This is a genomic window from Paenimyroides aestuarii, from assembly GCF_024628805.1.
Classification (GTDB): Bacteria; Bacteroidota; Bacteroidia; order Flavobacteriales; family Flavobacteriaceae; genus Flavobacterium; species Flavobacterium aestuarii_A.
The window spans coordinates 2,688,158-2,703,900 of sequence record NZ_CP102382.1 but is presented as its reverse complement, the minus strand read 5'-3'; the positions used below and the strand labels follow the sequence as shown (position 1 = coordinate 2,703,900).

20 protein-coding genes are annotated in these 15,743 nt (G+C 34.2%); 14 read left to right on the top strand and 6 right to left on the bottom strand.

Annotated features, from left to right (window positions below; translation table 11 throughout):
• The first annotated feature begins 5 nt into the window (after nt 1-5).
• Together NPX36_RS13135 and pdxH are read left to right on the top strand one after the other, a co-directional pair.
• Complete coding sequence (locus tag NPX36_RS13135; RefSeq protein WP_257499179.1) at nt 6-911, top strand: ribonuclease Z; 906 nt, start codon at nt 6-8, stop codon at nt 909-911.
• Between the two features lie 5 nt (nt 912-916).
• On the top strand, nt 917-1,561 hold the full coding sequence (pdxH, locus tag NPX36_RS13130) for a pyridoxamine 5'-phosphate oxidase (protein ID WP_257499178.1): 645 nt from the start codon (nt 917-919) through the stop codon (nt 1,559-1,561).
• 10 nt (nt 1,562-1,571) lie between these two features.
• On the opposite strand, the gene NPX36_RS13125 is transcribed toward pdxH, so the two are convergent.
• Entirely contained in the window at nt 1,572-2,159 is a 588-nt protein-coding gene (locus NPX36_RS13125) for a hypothetical protein (RefSeq protein WP_257499177.1), read from the bottom strand.
• Nucleotides 2,160-2,274: 115 nt separating this feature from the next.
• Here NPX36_RS13125 and NPX36_RS13120 point away from each other — a divergent pair, with 115 nt between their 5' ends.
• From NPX36_RS13120 to NPX36_RS13065, 12 genes are all read left to right on the top strand, one after another.
• Entirely contained in the window at nt 2,275-2,970 is a 696-nt protein-coding gene (locus tag NPX36_RS13120; protein ID WP_257499175.1) for a carboxylesterase family protein, read from the top strand.
• A 221-nt stretch (nt 2,971-3,191) separates the two neighbouring features.
• The gene (locus NPX36_RS13115) at nt 3,192-4,292 is read left to right on the top strand and encodes an SMI1/KNR4 family protein (RefSeq protein ID WP_257499174.1); all 1,101 of its coding nucleotides are present in this window, start codon (nt 3,192-3,194) and stop codon (nt 4,290-4,292) included.
• 21 nt (nt 4,293-4,313) lie between these two features.
• Nucleotides 4,314-4,913, top strand: a complete 600-nt coding sequence (locus NPX36_RS13110) for a hypothetical protein (RefSeq protein WP_257499173.1) — start codon at nt 4,314-4,316, stop codon at nt 4,911-4,913.
• Nucleotides 4,903-5,493, top strand: coding sequence for a hypothetical protein (locus NPX36_RS13105; RefSeq protein ID WP_257499172.1), 591 nt, complete (start codon nt 4,903-4,905; stop codon nt 5,491-5,493). The genes NPX36_RS13110 and NPX36_RS13105 overlap by 11 nt, the downstream gene beginning before the upstream one ends.
• 340 nt (nt 5,494-5,833) lie before the next feature.
• Complete coding sequence (locus NPX36_RS13100; RefSeq protein WP_257499171.1) at nt 5,834-6,244, top strand: GxxExxY protein; 411 nt, start codon at nt 5,834-5,836, stop codon at nt 6,242-6,244.
• Nucleotides 6,245-6,865: 621 nt separating this feature from the next.
• The gene (locus tag NPX36_RS13095) at nt 6,866-7,384 is read left to right on the top strand and encodes a hypothetical protein (protein WP_257499170.1); all 519 of its coding nucleotides are present in this window, start codon (nt 6,866-6,868) and stop codon (nt 7,382-7,384) included.
• A gap of 209 nt (nt 7,385-7,593) precedes the next feature.
• Nucleotides 7,594-9,606, top strand: coding sequence for a BCCT family transporter (locus tag NPX36_RS13090; protein WP_257499169.1), 2,013 nt, complete (start codon nt 7,594-7,596; stop codon nt 9,604-9,606).
• A gap of 501 nt (nt 9,607-10,107) precedes the next feature.
• Nucleotides 10,108-10,449: a 30S ribosomal protein S6 gene (gene rpsF, locus NPX36_RS13085; protein ID WP_129758677.1), complete on the top strand. Its 342-nt coding sequence runs from the start codon at nt 10,108-10,110 to the stop codon at nt 10,447-10,449.
• A gap of 5 nt (nt 10,450-10,454) precedes the next feature.
• A complete protein-coding gene (gene rpsR / locus NPX36_RS13080) occupies nt 10,455-10,751 on the top strand; it encodes a 30S ribosomal protein S18 (protein WP_002987043.1) in 297 nt (98 codons plus the stop codon).
• A 63-nt stretch (nt 10,752-10,814) separates the two neighbouring features.
• Nucleotides 10,815-11,255, top strand: coding sequence for a 50S ribosomal protein L9 (gene rplI, locus NPX36_RS13075; RefSeq protein WP_257499167.1), 441 nt, complete (start codon nt 10,815-10,817; stop codon nt 11,253-11,255).
• Nucleotides 11,256-11,321: 66 nt separating this feature from the next.
• Entirely contained in the window at nt 11,322-11,891 is a 570-nt protein-coding gene (locus NPX36_RS13070) for a methylated-DNA--[protein]-cysteine S-methyltransferase (protein ID WP_317618263.1), read from the top strand.
• A gap of 3 nt (nt 11,892-11,894) precedes the next feature.
• On the top strand, nt 11,895-12,851 hold the full coding sequence (locus NPX36_RS13065; RefSeq protein ID WP_257499166.1) for a helix-turn-helix transcriptional regulator: 957 nt from the start codon (nt 11,895-11,897) through the stop codon (nt 12,849-12,851).
• Between the two features lie 26 nt (nt 12,852-12,877).
• On the opposite strand, the gene NPX36_RS13060 is transcribed toward NPX36_RS13065, so the two are convergent.
• From NPX36_RS13060 to NPX36_RS13040, 5 genes are all read right to left on the bottom strand, one after another.
• Nucleotides 12,878-13,348 carry a DinB family protein gene (locus NPX36_RS13060; protein ID WP_257499165.1) on the bottom strand — a complete coding sequence of 157 codons (471 nt, stop codon included), beginning with the start codon at nt 13,346-13,348 and terminating at the stop codon, nt 12,878-12,880.
• Between the two features lie 376 nt (nt 13,349-13,724).
• The gene (locus tag NPX36_RS13055) at nt 13,725-13,964 is read right to left on the bottom strand and encodes a hypothetical protein (RefSeq protein ID WP_257499164.1); all 240 of its coding nucleotides are present in this window, start codon (nt 13,962-13,964) and stop codon (nt 13,725-13,727) included.
• 31 nt (nt 13,965-13,995) lie between these two features.
• Entirely contained in the window at nt 13,996-14,841 is an 846-nt protein-coding gene (locus NPX36_RS13050; RefSeq protein WP_257499163.1) for a hypothetical protein, read from the bottom strand.
• Nucleotides 14,841-15,035, bottom strand: coding sequence for a hypothetical protein (locus tag NPX36_RS13045; RefSeq protein ID WP_257499162.1), 195 nt, complete (start codon nt 15,033-15,035; stop codon nt 14,841-14,843). The genes NPX36_RS13050 and NPX36_RS13045 overlap by 1 nt, the downstream gene beginning before the upstream one ends.
• A gap of 8 nt (nt 15,036-15,043) precedes the next feature.
• Entirely contained in the window at nt 15,044-15,472 is a 429-nt protein-coding gene (locus tag NPX36_RS13040; protein ID WP_257499161.1) for a hypothetical protein, read from the bottom strand.
• Between the last annotated feature and the right edge of the window lie 271 nt (nt 15,473-15,743).

Sequence of the window (15,743 nt, the reverse complement as noted above, 5' to 3'; positions counted from 1 at the left end):
CATTCATGAAAGTAAGTATTTTAGGTTGCTATTCGGCAACACCGCGCACCATCACAAATCCCACATCACAAGTATTGGAAATCAACAACCAAATGTATTTAATTGATTGCGGAGAAGGAACACAAGTGCAGTTGCGCAAGCACAAAATTAAATTTTCGCGTATCAATCATATCTTTATATCGCATTTGCACGGCGATCATTTTTTTGGATTGATTGGATTAATTTCTACATTTTCACTTCTAAACCGCCCGAACGATTTGCATATTTATGGCCCAAAAGGCATTAAAGAAATTATTTTGTTGCAAATTAAATTAAGCAAATCATACACCAAATACAATCTGTTTTTTCATGAGTTGGAATCCGACAAATCGGAACTGATTTTTGAAGATGATAAGGTCGCAGTACACACGCTTCCTTTAAAACACCGCGTATATGCTAATGGATTTTTGTTTAAAGAAAAACCAGGTTTGCGCCGTATAAATATCGATGCCGCTACTGAGCAAAAAATTGATGTTTGCTATTTTAACAAGCTAAAACAAGGCAGTGATTTAAAAAAAGAAGACGGTACAATTATTAAAAATGAAACTGTAACTTTTGATCCACTGCCCACCCAAACCTACGCATTTTGCTCGGATACTATTTATAATGAAGCACTGATTTCGTTGATTGAAAATGTGGATGTGCTGTATCACGAAAGTACTTTTTTAGAAAAAGATATCGACAAGTGTTTGCCAACGGGGCATTCCACCGCCATTCAGGCAGCCACTATTGCAAAAAAAGCGGGTGTTAAAAACTTGATTTTAGGACATTATTCCACACGATATGCCGATATTAATTTGTTTAAACAAGAAGCCGAAACGGTTTTTCAACCCGTGCTACTAGCAGATGATGGATTGGTTTTTAAATTTTAAGAAAAATGACAGATTTAAGTAATTATAGAAAATCATACGAAAAAAGTGAATTGTTGGAGTCGATGATCGACGAAAATCCGCTCATGCAATTTAAAAAATGGTTCCATGAAACCGAAGAATTTGGTGGAGTAGAAGAGGTGAATGCCATGACGCTTTCAACACTTGGTTTAGACGGATTTCCAAAATCGCGCATTGTTTTGCTTAAAAAGTACGATGAAAACGGTTTTACATTCGTAACCAATTATGATTCTGAAAAAGGCAAAGCATTGTTGCAAAATCCGCAGGTTTGCTTGTCGTTTTTTTGGCATTCTTTAGAGCGTCAGGTTATCATTAAAGGTATAGCTGAAAAGCAAAGCGAAGCATATTCCGATGGATATTTTCATTCGCGCCCCAAAGGAAGTCAGTTAGGTGCTGTGGTTTCACCTCAAAGCGAAGTGATTCCAAACCGTGAATTTTTAGACACAAAACTAAAAGAATTAGAAAAGAAATTTGCAAATACCGAAGTGAATCGACCACCAAATTGGGGCGGTATTTTAGTAAAACCGGTTTCAATTGAATTTTGGCAAGGCAGACCCAATAGGCTGCACGACCGCATTAAATATACGCTAAAACCTGATGGCGATTGGTTTATAGAACGTTTAGCGCCTTAAAAGTCATAAACTATTCAAATTGAATTTGAACGATTCGCAATTCATCGGCATCAATTACTTTATTGCTGTTAAAATCATTTAAAAAAATAAATGTCAATTGGTTTTCGTTCCATTTTTCAATAGGAAATTGTTTTCCTTCAAAATTAAAACGGTTTATGTTCCACTGAAACAAACCTATCTCCTTTTTTTTAGCCATTAATTCTACGTTTTTATGCGATTCGTTTTCATAAAATAGATAATGGTGGGCATACTTGCTAATTTCTGCAGTTGTATAGTACCCATTGTTATCAGGCAATACTACAGCAACTTCTTCTAAAAACGGAATCAAATTTATGAGATTGCCTTCTTCAATCACTGGCATATTATTATTTTCTTTAACGATGGTAACCTTTAATCCATTAAAAATTTCTCTTGAAGAATTATGCAATCTACTTTGAAATTGTATAACAAAAGGCTGCTTTTTTAAATGAATTTTTATGTTTTCTGATGTAATTTTTTCCTCTACACCATTTTGCACAATAGTTATTTCATTTGTGAAGTGTTGTGCATACATGCAATGCGAAGCAAAAAGCAACAAGGTTATTAAAATTTTACTCATTTGGAGTGCAATAAGAATTATATAGGTACTATTTTAAACGAAATTAGCAATTTAGTTCAAAAAACACCTTCTTTTTTTAAAACAAATAATGGTATATTTGTGGCAAAAATTGTTGATGAAAATCTTTTATAAAGTCGTTTTTTTGTTTTTAACCATAAGCGCTTTTGGACAACCGACTGCAATTGTAAACAAAACAGCCTATAATTTTTGGATGAATGAACCCCAAAATACAACTGATAAAGCACCATTAATTGTATTCTTACATGGAAAAAGTTTATCGGGCACAAATATAGAACGCGTGAAACGTTACGGTGCTTTAAAAGGTATTGAGAAAGGATTAGATATTCCGGCTTATATAGTTGCACCGCAACTTCCATCAGGACCATGGAACGCAGATAAAGTGGATGAAATTGTGCAATATATGATTAATAATTATTCCATTGATGAAGCCCGCATTTATGTCACAGGAATGAGTTTAGGTTCGTATGGAACCATGAAGTATATAGGTGAATACCCAAATAGAGTAGCTGCAGCGGTATCAATTTGTGGTGGTGGTGATGTGAATGATGCATGTAATTTAGCTCAAGTTCCCATAAAGGTTATTCACGGCGATAAAGATTTTATTGTTCCGCTTTCGGAGTCGCAAAAAATTGTGAAGGCAGTAAAAAAATGTGACAAAAATGCACCAATTGAGTTAGAAATTGTCAAAGGAGGAAATCATGGCAGTGTAGAAGATTTGTACCGCCACATGGAATTGTACGAATGGTTGCTAAAACATACAAAAGCCAATAAAGCATTGAAAGAATATTAAACCTTTTTTTTTGATTTCTTAAGAAGAAATATTTACATCAAAAATACAAACACTCCAAAAAGCTCCAATAAACAAATAGGGTAGGTCGCAATTTCTTTTTAAAGAATTTCAGAATAACATAGATTGTTTAAAATACAAATATATATTTCTATAATTAACTTGTAAAATGAAAATTATAAAAATAATATTGTAAATTTATGACATTAATTAAAAAAATATTTATGTCCATCAAATCTATTCCCTACAACGCCCAACTTCAGCAATTACAACTTACTGACATTCCATTCAACCCCATCACACTTGATGACATTACAGAGCCATTCTATAGATATGAAGGAAGCGACGAGTATGACAAAAAAGCATTTAGAACAATACTTTTAGCAAAATTCACCGATTTGCTAGGCAGCAACGTGCTCAAGTTGATGATCATTACACCCAAAGACCAGCAATCGCCCTTTGATGGCTTTGCCTTTTTGGCCAATCAAAATATTGTAGCCATACACATTCCTAATTCCGGGAACTTTAAACGATGGATGGACGACATTTTTAAAGAAAGCTACGAAGATCTTGAAGAAGACCGTGCTGATGGCATTTTTGAACGCCAACCCGAACTCAATCCTAATCCACAATTTTTATTAGAGTTAGGCAGAGGCAGTTTTTCTATAAAAATGGCCAATTCAGGAATGTTATTTGACGAAAAACCGTATGAAAATACCGGTGCTTATTTGCACAAAAAAGCACCTGCAGAATATAACCAAGCCGCATTGACCAATGAAAAAGACCACTTTATTAAGATTTACACTAAACCAAATGCGGAAATCGTAAATGCTGAAAACTTGGAGCCATTATTTCAAGAGCTTTTGCAAGCTAAAAATCTACTGCCAAATGAACCCGAAGACAATCAAAAAGTATTTGTCGAATTTGAATCCTTGGCAAATTATAAATTCCCAGAAGCACTAAAAACCTTGCTGAAATGGCACAATGGCATCGAAAATACTGGGTTTCTTTCCGCTGCAAAAATACTCGCAGAATGGAAAATTTGGAAAGGAATTTATGATGACCCCAATTGGACCTTGCAAGACCTGACTGGTAACAACCAAGCCGATGGACTTAAAACCATTGGCGTTTATACCAACCCTTTTTGGGTACCATTTTACAGCACAGGTGGCGGCAATTTTTACGCCATCGACTATGCCCCTGGCGTGCAAGGAACACCCGGACAAATTATCGCTTTTGGAGCCGATGAAGTTAAAATCCGATGGATTGCACCGAATCTGGAAGACTTTTTACGGCAACTCATTTCCGGCAGTTTGCCACTTTAATCCATTGAAAATAATTGTTTTATGATAAATAAATTACAAATAATGCCCGTTCTGATCTGGAGTTTACTTCTGGTAAGTTGCTCGGGTTGCACGGCACAACAAACCGGAAAATCGTCTATTCATCAACAACAAAAATCCAATACGACTATGAAAATCAAATCAATGGCAACAGGCTATGTGAAGTCTGGAAATTATGGTGGTTCTGTTCAAAAAGAGCAGTTTCCATCGGTTTACAAGTACAGCTTTTTTGACGGAAACAATTCAAGTAAAAACGCTGAATTTCAGGTTATTATTAATGAATATCTTCAAAGTATAAAAGTAAACAACACGGTAAGCCTGCAAGAATACTTGGAGCATTTGTACAACCAAAACACAGCCAAACTCACCGAAATCCACAACCAACCGCTCGATAAAAAACCTGTTGGAAACAGCCTTCAGGAGCTTCCTACACTGTTTTTTGTCGATGACCAAGCCGCCACCGTACTTCGCATTGATCCTAATCAGGTACAATTGAGTTGGAATGCACACACCACCAAACTCAACACATTTTTACAGGAAAACGCTACCCATTTCAGCAGCGAAACACCCGACGAATTTTATATGAAATATTATGGAAAATAAACATTTGGGCGTGTCCCGCCAAGGCGGGGCGGGCTATCCGCTGTATCTTTTGTTCCGCTACGCTCCACAAAAGGATGCCGCTTCTATCCCTCACGCAAACCTACGCTTCAGCAAGATAGTCCTGTTGCTTCTTGCATTGATCACGTTCAACGCCTGTGCACAACACACCGAAAAAGACAATAACTCGACAATGAATTCAAAAAAAGACCAACTCATTTTAGAAGTAACGCTTTCGCCCGGAGCTCCCGAAAGCCACAGTTATGCCTATGCAGTTTATGCCGATGGGCACATTTCACTGCCGGGAAACACCTACAGTTCCGCAGCCTATCAACTGTCCACCGAACAATTGGAAAACTTGCATCGACAGCTTAAATCCATCCCGATGGAAACACTCGCGGAGCAAAAAAACAAGGAAGCAGGCAGTCCGCCCGTTCATGATGGGCAAACAAAAGGTTTAAAAGTGTACCGAAACAATCGGTTTTATCAAGTTAGCTATCAAATCGGTTCAGAAACAATTCCGAAAGAAATCAACGATTTCCATAGCTATTTTCTTGAATTGATGGCTCAAACGGAAGAATAAACCACATAGTCACATAGAAAACATAGAAAATGAACGCAAAAACTATTTGCAACTATGTGTCTTATGTGGTAGAAAAAACTAAAACCACATAGTAACATAGAAAACATAGTAAATGAAAACAGAAACTATGTGCAACTATGTGTCTATGTGATAGAAATATAAAACCACATAGTATGATAGAAAACATAGCTAATAAACACAGAAAACTATGTGCAACTATGTGTCTATGTGGTAGAAAAATAAAACCACATAGTATCATAGAAAACATAGCAAATGAACACAGAAACTATGTGCAGCTATGTGTCTATGTGGTAGAAAAAAGCGCCTAAAACAAATCGATATGACCAAGAAATATTTAGACGAATTAACTTACAAAGTGATTGGATGTTGTATCACCGTACACAATGCATTAGGACCGGGATTACTTGAAAGCGTTTATCACAAATGTTTACTTGAAGAATTTAAGTATCAAGGCATCCGTTTTAGTTCAGAACTTATCGTTCCTATTGAGTACCGCAATGTGCAATTAGATGCGTTATTGCGAGCTGACTTTTTAGTTGAAGATTGTTTAGTAATTGAATTAAAAGCCGTGGAAGCGGTGCTGCCGATACACGAAGCCCAATTGATAACTTATTTGAAATTGCTTGACGCACCTAAAGGAATTTTAGTAAATTTCAATTGTACCAATATTTTTCATAACGGACAAAAGACATACGTTACAGAAAAGTACAAATATTTAGATGAGAAATAAAACCGCATTTCGCACGAAAACTATGTGCAACTATGTGTTAAAAATAATAAACCACATAGTCACATAGAAAACATAGCTAATTAATACAGAAAAATATGTGCAACTATGTGTCTATGTGGTAAAAAAAAATAAACTACATAGTATCATAGAAAACATAGAAAATGAACGCAAAAACTATGTGCAACTATGTGCCTATGTGGTAGAAAAAACTAAAACCACATAGTATGATAGAAAACATAGCTAATAAACACAGAAAACTATGCGCAACTATGTGTCTATGTGATAGAAATATAAAACCACATAGTATGATAGAAAACATAGCTAATAAACACAGAAAACTATGTGCAACTATGTGTCTATGTGGTAGAAAAATAAAACCACATAGTATGATAGAAAACATAGCTAATAAACACAGAAAACTATGCGCAACTATGTGTCTATGTGGTAGAAAAATAAAACCACATAGTATGATAGAAAACATAGTAAATGAAAACAGAAACTATGTGCAACTATGTGTCTATGTGGTAGAAAAATAAAACCACATAGTATGATAGAAAACATAGCTAATATACACAGAAAACTATGCGCAACTATGTGTCTATGTGGTAGATATAAATGAATATGAATAAAGAAGAAAAACAAAAAAACAGCTACCTAAACCAATTAAAAGCAGAATTTCCTGAATTTGACACGGAGGACAAAAAGATATTTGAACTCACGGAAACAGATTTCCCCTTTTCTTGGAAAGACCCTTTAAAGGCTGCCGACAATGTCCTGAAAATGCTTGCCCGGCACATGAGCTTAAATCACAAACGTATTGAGCTTATGTTTTATGAGCAATATCCAGAAGACGATGTTGAAAACCCAAGCTCCATTTTTTTACGGTTTAAAAATGAGAAAAAATCCACGCTGACAGACTATCAAAGTCCTGTCAAACGCTATAGTCTAAATTTCAACGCTTCCGTTTTTGAATATGCCGACTGGGTAATTGCTGCGATTGCCCACGAACTTTGCTACCTCAAACTTCTTGAAAATGGTAATTTTGATTTGACAGATGAAAAACTGATTGAAGTAGCCACAATTTATTTTGGGTTTGGAAAAATTCAGCTCGTTAGCTACGAAAATTATAAAAAAAAATGAGAAATTTTTAGATACTATACCTTCAAAACCTAGTTCATTTCATTTTTTTATCTTTGCAGTGTCAAGATTTCAATATATTTTTCGTAAACAAATATTCATTAAAACTGCGCTATCAACCTTTTTTGAGATTTTATTGATTCTAATCAAAGATAGTCATTAGTATGAGTTTGATTAAACTATTTGTCAATTCATAAAGCAAACCATTAATTATGATTAAAAAGCCTACCCTCAAAACCACACTAAATAAAGGAATTATTGTTCCAAGCTTGATTTTTATCGTAGGTGTTTGCTTGCTTTCGGCGATTTATCCTAAACTAACCAACGACGTTTTAACCGTAGTGAAAAACTTCATTTTCGTAAATCTAAATTGGGTTTATGTTTGGTCGGTAACGATTTTTGTTTTGTTTTTAATTTATCTGATGACCAGTAAATATGGAAATATCCGTTTGGGACGAAACGACAGCCGACCGGATTATTCGTTTTTCTCTTGGATATCAATGCTATTCGCAGCCGGAATGGGAATTGGTTTGATGTATTTTAGCGTGGCAGAACCCATGCAGCATTATTCCAATGAAGTTTTTGCCGGAAAATCAGTTGTTCAGAGAGCGCAAAACGCGCAACTTTACACCTTTTTCCATTGGGGAATTCACGCTTGGGCAATTTACGGCGTGGTAGGTTTGTCTTTGGCATATTTCACGTATCGTTATCGTTTGCCATTGTCGCTCAGAAGCTGTTTCTATCCTTTACTGAAAGATAAAATTAAAGGAAGATGGGGCAATTTAATCGATGTTTTTGCTCTATGCAGCACTTTTTTTGGAATTACAACAACTTTAGGATTTGGGGTCGTTCAGATCAATTCTGGGTTGCAGACACTTAATATTTTGCCGGAAAGCAGTTTTGTGTACCAGGTAATTATCGTGGCGGTTTTGGTTTCATTATCTATATTTTCAGCAGTGAGCGGTTTGGATAAAGGTGTTAAAATTCTCAGCAGTATCAATATTGTAAGTGTATTGACTTTGCTTCTGTTTGTTTTAATTTTAGGACCAACCGTTTATTTAATTGGAAGTTTTACCGAAGGCATCGGAACATACATCAACAGTTTTTTCAGTCTTACTTTTAATACACACGTTTACGAAGAAAATACACAGCCGTGGTTTTATGATTGGACAATTTTGTACTGGGCTTGGTGGATTTCTTGGTCGCCTTATGTGGGACTTTTTATTGCGAAAATTTCTAAAGGAAGAACAATTAGAGAGTTTATTGCAGCTGTTTTGATTTTGCCGACTTTGTTCAATTTTGTATGGATGTCGGTGTTTGGAAACAGTGCCATTTGGTTTGATTTGAATAGTGCCAATGGAGTTCTGAGTCAATTAGCAGATAATCCAGATGCATTAATGTTTCGTTTCTTGGAATATCTTCCTTTGACTAAAATCGTGAGTTTTCTGGTGATTTCTATTATCATTATTTTCTTTGTGACTTCGGCAGACAGCGGAATTTTTGTAATGAACAGTATTGCAACCAAAAACGCCAAGGTTTCTCCAAAGTGGCAGACCATCGGATGGGGAATTTTGCTGGCAGTGCTGGCTTTGATGCTCCTCAATGCAGGTGGTTTGGCTGCCTTGCAAAGTATGACGCTTATTACGGCACTTCCGTTCTCTCTAATTATGCTGTTGTTTATTGTAAGTCTTGTGAAAGCACTTTCGATTGACCGAAATTATTACGAAAAAGATTTTTCAAGCACTACAGTACCTTGGTCAGGTGCTTCTTGGAAAGCACGATTGAAACAGGTGGTTTCCTTTTATGATGATGCTTCTGTGGATGTTTTTATCCAAGAAAGAGTAAAAATAGCTTTTGAAGAGCTGCGGACTGAATTTGCAAAAAATAATATTGAAGCTACAATTAATTCTTACGAAAGCCCTTTAAAAATGGAAATTGAGATCAAGCACGATATAGTTAATAATTTTCTTTATGGCGTAAAAAATGAATCCAGAATTATCTCAGATTATTTATTGACAGAAGACAATCTTCCTGAAGTAAAAAACAATATTGCCCATTTTCCGAAATCTTATTTTGGAGATAACAGAGATGGTTATGATGTACAATTATTTACCAAAAACGAATTGATTTCTGATGTTTTAAAACACTACGAGCGCTTTTTAGAGATCATTTCCGAAGAAAATAATGAAATGTTTGTGAGTAGTAATGCTAATAAAAGGTTATAGCAATTTTGAAGAAAGATTTTTCTTTAATATTATGCTATTTGAATTTGCTATTTGAATTTGCTATTTGAATTTGCTATTGATATTTGAATTTGCTATTGATATTTGAATTTGCTATTGATATTTGAATTTGCTATTGATATTTGAATTTGCTATTGATATTTGAATTTGCTATTGCTATTTGAATTTGCTATTGCTATTTGAATTTGCTATTGATATTTGAATTTGCTATTGCTATTTGAATTTGCTATTGCTATTTGAATTTGCTATTGCTATTTGAATTTGCTATTGCTATTTGAATTTGCTATTGCTATTTGAATTTGCTATTGCTATTTGAATTTGCTATTGCTATTTGAATTTGCTATTGCTATTTGAATTTGCTATTGATATTTGAATTTGCTTTACATCATTAATCATAGTAAAAAAATCTCAAAACCATTTGTTTTCAACAAAAAACTGTTATATATTTGCACCCAATTTTATAACAAATTAAATAGAATTATTATGAATCATTATGAAACTGTTTTCATTTTGAATCCCGTTTTATCTGAAACTCAGGTAAAGGAAACAGTACAGAAATTCGAAGATTTTCTTGCTTCAAAAGGGGCTAAAATGATCTCTAAAGAAGATTGGGGCTTAAAAAAATTAGCTTACGAAATTCAAAACAAAAAAAGTGGTTTTTACCATTTATTCGAGTACACTGTACCAGGTGATGCAATTATTGGTTTAGAAACAGAATTCCGTCGCGATGAGCGTGTAATGCGTTTCTTAACAGTAGCTTTAGACAAGCATGCAATTTCTTGGGCAGAGAGAAGAAGAGAAAAATTAAAAACTAAAAAAGCGTAATTATCATGTCAACAATTGAGCAATCTGCAAAAGGAAAAAAAGACGGAGATATCAGATATTTAACGCCTTTAAACATTGAAACAAACAAAACTAAAAAATATTGTCGTTTCAAAAAATCTGGAATCAAATACATCGATTATAAAGATGCTGATTTCTTATTGAAATTCGTTAACGAGCAAGGTAAAATTTTACCACGTCGTTTAACAGGAACTTCTTTAAAATACCAAAGAAAAGTATCTGTAGCTGTAAAACGTGCGCGTCACTTAGCTTTAATGCCTTACGTTGCAGATTTATTAAAATAATAACAAATTAAAGTTGTTGCCTCGTCATTGGCGGGCTAACTTCTCTTTAAAAAGGACAACAACATGGAAATTATCTTAAAACAAGATGTTCAAAAATTAGGATTTAAAGATGATGTGGTAACTGTAAAACCTGGTTACGGTCGTAATTTCTTAATTCCTCAAGGTATGGCTGTTTTAGCTACACCGTCTGCTAAAAAAGTTTTAGCTGAAAATTTAAGACAAAGAGCTCACAAAGAAGCTAAATTAATCGCTGATGCAAACACTACTGCAGAAGCATTAAAAGCTTTAGAGATCAAGATTGCTGTTAAAGCTGGTGGTGAAAAATTATTTGGTTCTGTAACGAATGCTGATATTGCTGCTGCTTTAGAATCAAACGGTCAATCAATCGACAAAAAATTCATCACTTCTGGTACTATCAAACGTTTAGGTAAATATACTGCAAACGTTCGTTTACACCGCGATGTAATCGTTGAATTACCATACGAAGTTGTTGCTGCTGAGTAATTTGCTGCAAGATAGTATAATGAAAGCCTTCTTTTTTAAGAAGGTTTTTTTTATTAAATTTATCGAATGAATTTTTTAGATTTAAACCAGAAACTTACCAGTAATTCCAACCATATTGCTGTATCAACCTATCAATCTCCGTTGGGTTTGATGTTTTTAGGTGCTACTGAAAATGGAATTTGTCTGGTGGAATTTCACGATCGTATTCATTTAGAAAAAACGCTTTTAAAGTTAGCTGAAAGCTTGAATGCGCAGTTTGTTGAGCAAGAAAATCAACATTTAAGTCAATTAAAAGACGAACTTGCTTTATATTTCGATAAAAAACTACAGAATTTTAAGGTTCCATTGGTATTTACAGGAACCGATTTTCAACAAAAAGTGTTTCAATCGTTGCTACAAATTCCGTATGGAAATACATCAACCTACAAAAAACAAGCAATTTTTTTGGGCGATGAAAAAGCGATTCGTGCAGTTGCAACCGCGAATGGTTTGAACAAAATAGCCGTTTTAATTCCGTGTCATAGAATTATTGGAAGCGATGGCTCAATGGTTGGTTACGCAGGAGGAATTCATAGAAAAGAAGCTTTATTGCAGCTAGAAGGTGCTTTGCAAAATACGCAATTACGTTTATTGTAGCTTATGAGTGAACTTGATATAAAGAAATTCAACCGAATCTTAAGTATTTATGTACAGTTGCAATCGCGAAACTGGATCACAGCACAGCAATTTGCAAATCGCTATCAAGTGAGTACGAGAACCATCTACCGTGATTTAAAAGCGCTAGAAAATGCGGGTGTGCCATTGTATAACGAACCCGGAAAAGGTTTTGCGTTAGTAGAAGGATACAAAATTCCGCCGACTATTTTTACTAAAGAAGAGGCTTTAAGCTTTGCAATTGCTGAAAAGCTGATGGCAAAATATGCCGATAAACAATTGAGTTTTCAATTTTCATCAGCAATGCATAAGATGAAAGCCGTTTTGCGAACCACCGAAAAAGAAAATGTAGCTTTGATCGAAGATCGCTATTTAATTTTTGATACCACTTCGTCTGAGCCAAGCACTGAACTGCTTTCGGTTCTGTTAGACAGTATGGTTTCAAAAATCCAGATAGAAATTTTATACCAAAAACCAGGAAATAATAAAGCAGATAAACGGCTTTTAGAGCCCATCGGCATTTTTTACGAGCATAATTATTGGTATTTTATGGCGTTTTGCTTTTTGCGAAATGATTACCGCCAGTTTAGAATTGACCGAGTAAAAGGTATTTCGAAAACAGTAAATCACTTTGAAACCGAACACCAATCATTAGAATGTTTTTTAAATAAGAGGAAAATAGAAACTCAAAAAACAACTCTTGTGCGGATTCGTGCACCCAAAAAAATGGCACATTATTTTAATTGGGATCGATCTTCCTACGGTTTTGTGTCAGAAAAAGTACTAAAAAGGGAAGTAGAGCTCACTTTTGAAACTACTATTCCCTTAAAGTATTTTGCACGTTGGTTTTTAATGTTTAGCGATGATGCAACGATTGTTGAACCTTTAGAATTAAAACATATTGTTGCCGATATATTGCAAAAAGCAGTTGAAAAAATATAAAAAGAGAGCAAATTTGCTCTCTTTTTTTAAGAACGTTCCCAGAAAAAGGGAGGTTCAATGCCTAAACTTCTCAAATACACATACCCTTGTCCGCGGTGATGTACTTCGTTATCAATAAAATACAGAATATTATGAAGCACCGGAAATTTGTATGCACCAAACAAATTGAATTCTTCCTGAAAGCGTTCTTCAGAAATCTGCATAAACAATGCGTTGATTTTCGGCGTAGCTTCGTCCCAAGCGTTTAATAAATCTGCCTTTGTTGCAAGAGGTAAATTATGGTTATGGGCTTCTGTGGTATTGTTTACTATGCCTTCTAAGCCCGGAACAGCGATAGACAACAGCTCTTTTACCAAATCGGCAAACGTACGCATGCCACCAATACTGTATTCAAAAAGTTCTTTTTCGGGGAAAGCCTCTATTACTTTTCGCGTTAAGGTTCGGTGACCTTGCCAATGGTTTAATAACTCTTCGTTTGTTACAATGTTTGCTTTCATACTAATTGATTTTAATGTTATTTTCAGTTCAAAAGTATGAAGCGGGTTTGACAACTGTGTGTCGCATATTTTCTTTTTTTACACACTCTGCAATTAAATGCTATATATTAAAAAACACTCACCAGATTTAATTGATGAGTGTAAGTTAGAAGAGAACCAAAAACTACTTGTGAGCGTTTTAGATTACATTGTAGATAATAATATGTTACCACAGCTAGAAACATTTGTTCATCCAAGTCAAAAATGGTCAGATATTTCTCAACATTTTGCTCAAATTTATCACCAATCTTAGCATCTTTAAAGGATGCACAAGAAAAGGGTCAAATTGAGTTGGAAGAAACTTTAAAAGATATGATAAATAAATTAATTTTTAATTTCATTTCCTATCGGAAAATTTAAAATCTCTTTTTGTTGATATTTCACCTGTTTCTTGGTCTACAGACATTGTAATAGTTATATGTCTACCATCTTTAGGGTCTAATTTCAACATAGGAGAATTTCGGAGTGATTCAGCCATCGTTACAACAGAGTTATTTGAAACTTCTAAATTAATTTTCTGTTGAGGACTCATTGAGTCATCAATTTTAGCAAGGTTTGTAATTACAGTGAATCCCATAGTTTAAGTTTTTAATTATTAAATATATAAATTAATTTGATTCTGGTTTAAGTAGTTCTTGTCTTTTTATACTTGCTTCGGTGTAAGTAGTGAAAGTTAGATAATACCTTTTAGTGATTTTTGTTTTGTTAAGTAAAAGTCTATCTCTTTCTGTATATCGAGATATTTTTGCATTAACTTCGTGGCTGAAATGTTCTGGCACTATTGTTGCGAATTTTTCAATTTCATCCATTAACATGTAACCGTCATCAATTGTAAAAGAGTCAAATTCTAAAACCTTAGAAACAGTTAAGTTTGGTTTCCAAGAGACTGTGTAAAATTCAGCCATATCTTCAATACCAGGAACAACACTTCTAATAGGTTCTTGGTAAAACAATGTTGGTTCTTCTGTTTCAAACACTACAAGTACAAATTGTGTATTGTTTATAGGTTCAGGCACATAATTATCAATTGTCTCAGTTGTTGAGGGAGTAGTTTCATCGACTACAGTTTGTGTTGATAAAGTTTCTGTATTAGATGTACCTAAATCAATCGCTCCTAATTCTGACAAATTTCTATCAGTGTTATTAATAGACAGCCCAATGTGAAATATTACAAAGAATAATATACCGAGTGTAATCACTGAATAAAAAGGTAAATTTCTTTTTATATTGAAAGCAAGCAATATGATAGAACTTGGTATTAAGGAAAGCGATAAGAAAAATAGTTGAATAAAAAACTTGTCTGTTGAGTAGTCGTGAATGTATATCTCATTAAGATAATCTGTACCCCAATAATTTATAAGTTCGGGTGTTCTTGAATTGATGTAAGAAAATGCAGATAAACCTACTATTACAAAAAACACAAGTGATATAAAATATATTTTTCTATTTCTCATTAAGTACAAGCTTTAAAGATTAATATTACGAAGAAGATGAGTAACGCTATCGGAAGAAGTTCTAAAATTACACTTCCACCAATAATAGCACCTAATTTAGCCCCGTCTTCACGTTTACCATCCTTACTGAAAATGAAACCTAATACAGCAAATGCAATAATAATTATTACAACCCATTTAATAAATTCAAACATAATCTCTTTTAATTAATTTTAGTATAAATGCCTCCATTGTCAATATTTTTTATTGTATTAGAGCTAATTTTTTGAAAATTATAATATATGGTCTGGGAAGCTAATGTTATAGAGCACTTATACTCCGTGTCGGAAATACTCTCGTTCACTATTGCTTTAGGTGAATTTGGAACATTGTTATGTAAATTAATTGATTCCTTCCAACAAGTTTCATGAGATATATTCAACATGCATATATCATCAGCCCTAAAAATATAGCCGACTTTGTAATTAGTTAAATCATAGGTATCTTTATCAACCCATGTCCCTTGAATCCAAGCAGGCGGTGTAATTTTTGAAGAAGAGTTGCTGTTAGAATTGTTAGATGAAGAATCATCAGAAGAGGAGCAAGATAGTGTGAACACCATTGCACTTGCCATAAGTAGTAATTTTTTCATGTTAAGTTTTTATTACATTTCATTCAGCCCCAAAACGAAAAGTTTATAAAACAACAAAGCGTGGGACTTAACCTTATTTATTCTTACAGAGGCTCTGGTAAGCCGTTGAGATATAAATAGGTAAGCCCACGCCGAAGCGTGAGCGTTCACCTATCTATTCTACATCTCTTTTTTGAATTTACCAGATTCCTGTAAGGTAGAAATAGAAGCTAACGCTTAATTTTTTCCGATATGTTTATAAAGCAAATATTAGCTAAAAAAAATTAAAAAT

Bases quoted from the DNA above. Each gene is read 5' to 3' on its own strand.
- NPX36_RS13135 (WP_257499179.1), top strand. From the start codon at position 6: ATGAAAGTAAGTATTTTAGGTTGCTATTCGGCAACACCGCGCACCATC.
- pdxH (WP_257499178.1), top strand. From the start codon at position 917: ATGACAGATTTAAGTAATTATAGAAAATCATACGAAAAAAGTGAATTG.
- NPX36_RS13125 (WP_257499177.1), bottom strand. From the start codon at position 2,159: ATGAGTAAAATTTTAATAACCTTGTTGCTTTTTGCTTCGCATTGCATG.
- NPX36_RS13120 (WP_257499175.1), top strand. From the start codon at position 2,275: ATGAAAATCTTTTATAAAGTCGTTTTTTTGTTTTTAACCATAAGCGCT.
- NPX36_RS13115 (WP_257499174.1), top strand. From the start codon at position 3,192: ATGTCCATCAAATCTATTCCCTACAACGCCCAACTTCAGCAATTACAA.
- NPX36_RS13110 (WP_257499173.1), top strand. From the start codon at position 4,314: ATGATAAATAAATTACAAATAATGCCCGTTCTGATCTGGAGTTTACTT.
- NPX36_RS13105 (WP_257499172.1), top strand. From the start codon at position 4,903: ATGGAAAATAAACATTTGGGCGTGTCCCGCCAAGGCGGGGCGGGCTAT.
- NPX36_RS13100 (WP_257499171.1), top strand. From the start codon at position 5,834: ATGACCAAGAAATATTTAGACGAATTAACTTACAAAGTGATTGGATGT.
- NPX36_RS13095 (WP_257499170.1), top strand. From the start codon at position 6,866: ATGAATAAAGAAGAAAAACAAAAAAACAGCTACCTAAACCAATTAAAA.
- NPX36_RS13090 (WP_257499169.1), top strand. From the start codon at position 7,594: ATGATTAAAAAGCCTACCCTCAAAACCACACTAAATAAAGGAATTATT.
- rpsF (WP_129758677.1), top strand. From the start codon at position 10,108: ATGAATCATTATGAAACTGTTTTCATTTTGAATCCCGTTTTATCTGAA.
- rpsR (WP_002987043.1), top strand. From the start codon at position 10,455: ATGTCAACAATTGAGCAATCTGCAAAAGGAAAAAAAGACGGAGATATC.
- rplI (WP_257499167.1), top strand. From the start codon at position 10,815: ATGGAAATTATCTTAAAACAAGATGTTCAAAAATTAGGATTTAAAGAT.
- NPX36_RS13070 (WP_317618263.1), top strand. From the start codon at position 11,322: ATGAATTTTTTAGATTTAAACCAGAAACTTACCAGTAATTCCAACCAT.
- NPX36_RS13065 (WP_257499166.1), top strand. From the start codon at position 11,895: ATGAGTGAACTTGATATAAAGAAATTCAACCGAATCTTAAGTATTTAT.
- NPX36_RS13060 (WP_257499165.1), bottom strand. From the start codon at position 13,348: ATGAAAGCAAACATTGTAACAAACGAAGAGTTATTAAACCATTGGCAA.
- NPX36_RS13055 (WP_257499164.1), bottom strand. From the start codon at position 13,964: ATGGGATTCACTGTAATTACAAACCTTGCTAAAATTGATGACTCAATG.
- NPX36_RS13050 (WP_257499163.1), bottom strand. From the start codon at position 14,841: ATGAGAAATAGAAAAATATATTTTATATCACTTGTGTTTTTTGTAATA.
- NPX36_RS13045 (WP_257499162.1), bottom strand. From the start codon at position 15,035: ATGTTTGAATTTATTAAATGGGTTGTAATAATTATTATTGCATTTGCT.
- NPX36_RS13040 (WP_257499161.1), bottom strand. From the start codon at position 15,472: ATGAAAAAATTACTACTTATGGCAAGTGCAATGGTGTTCACACTATCT.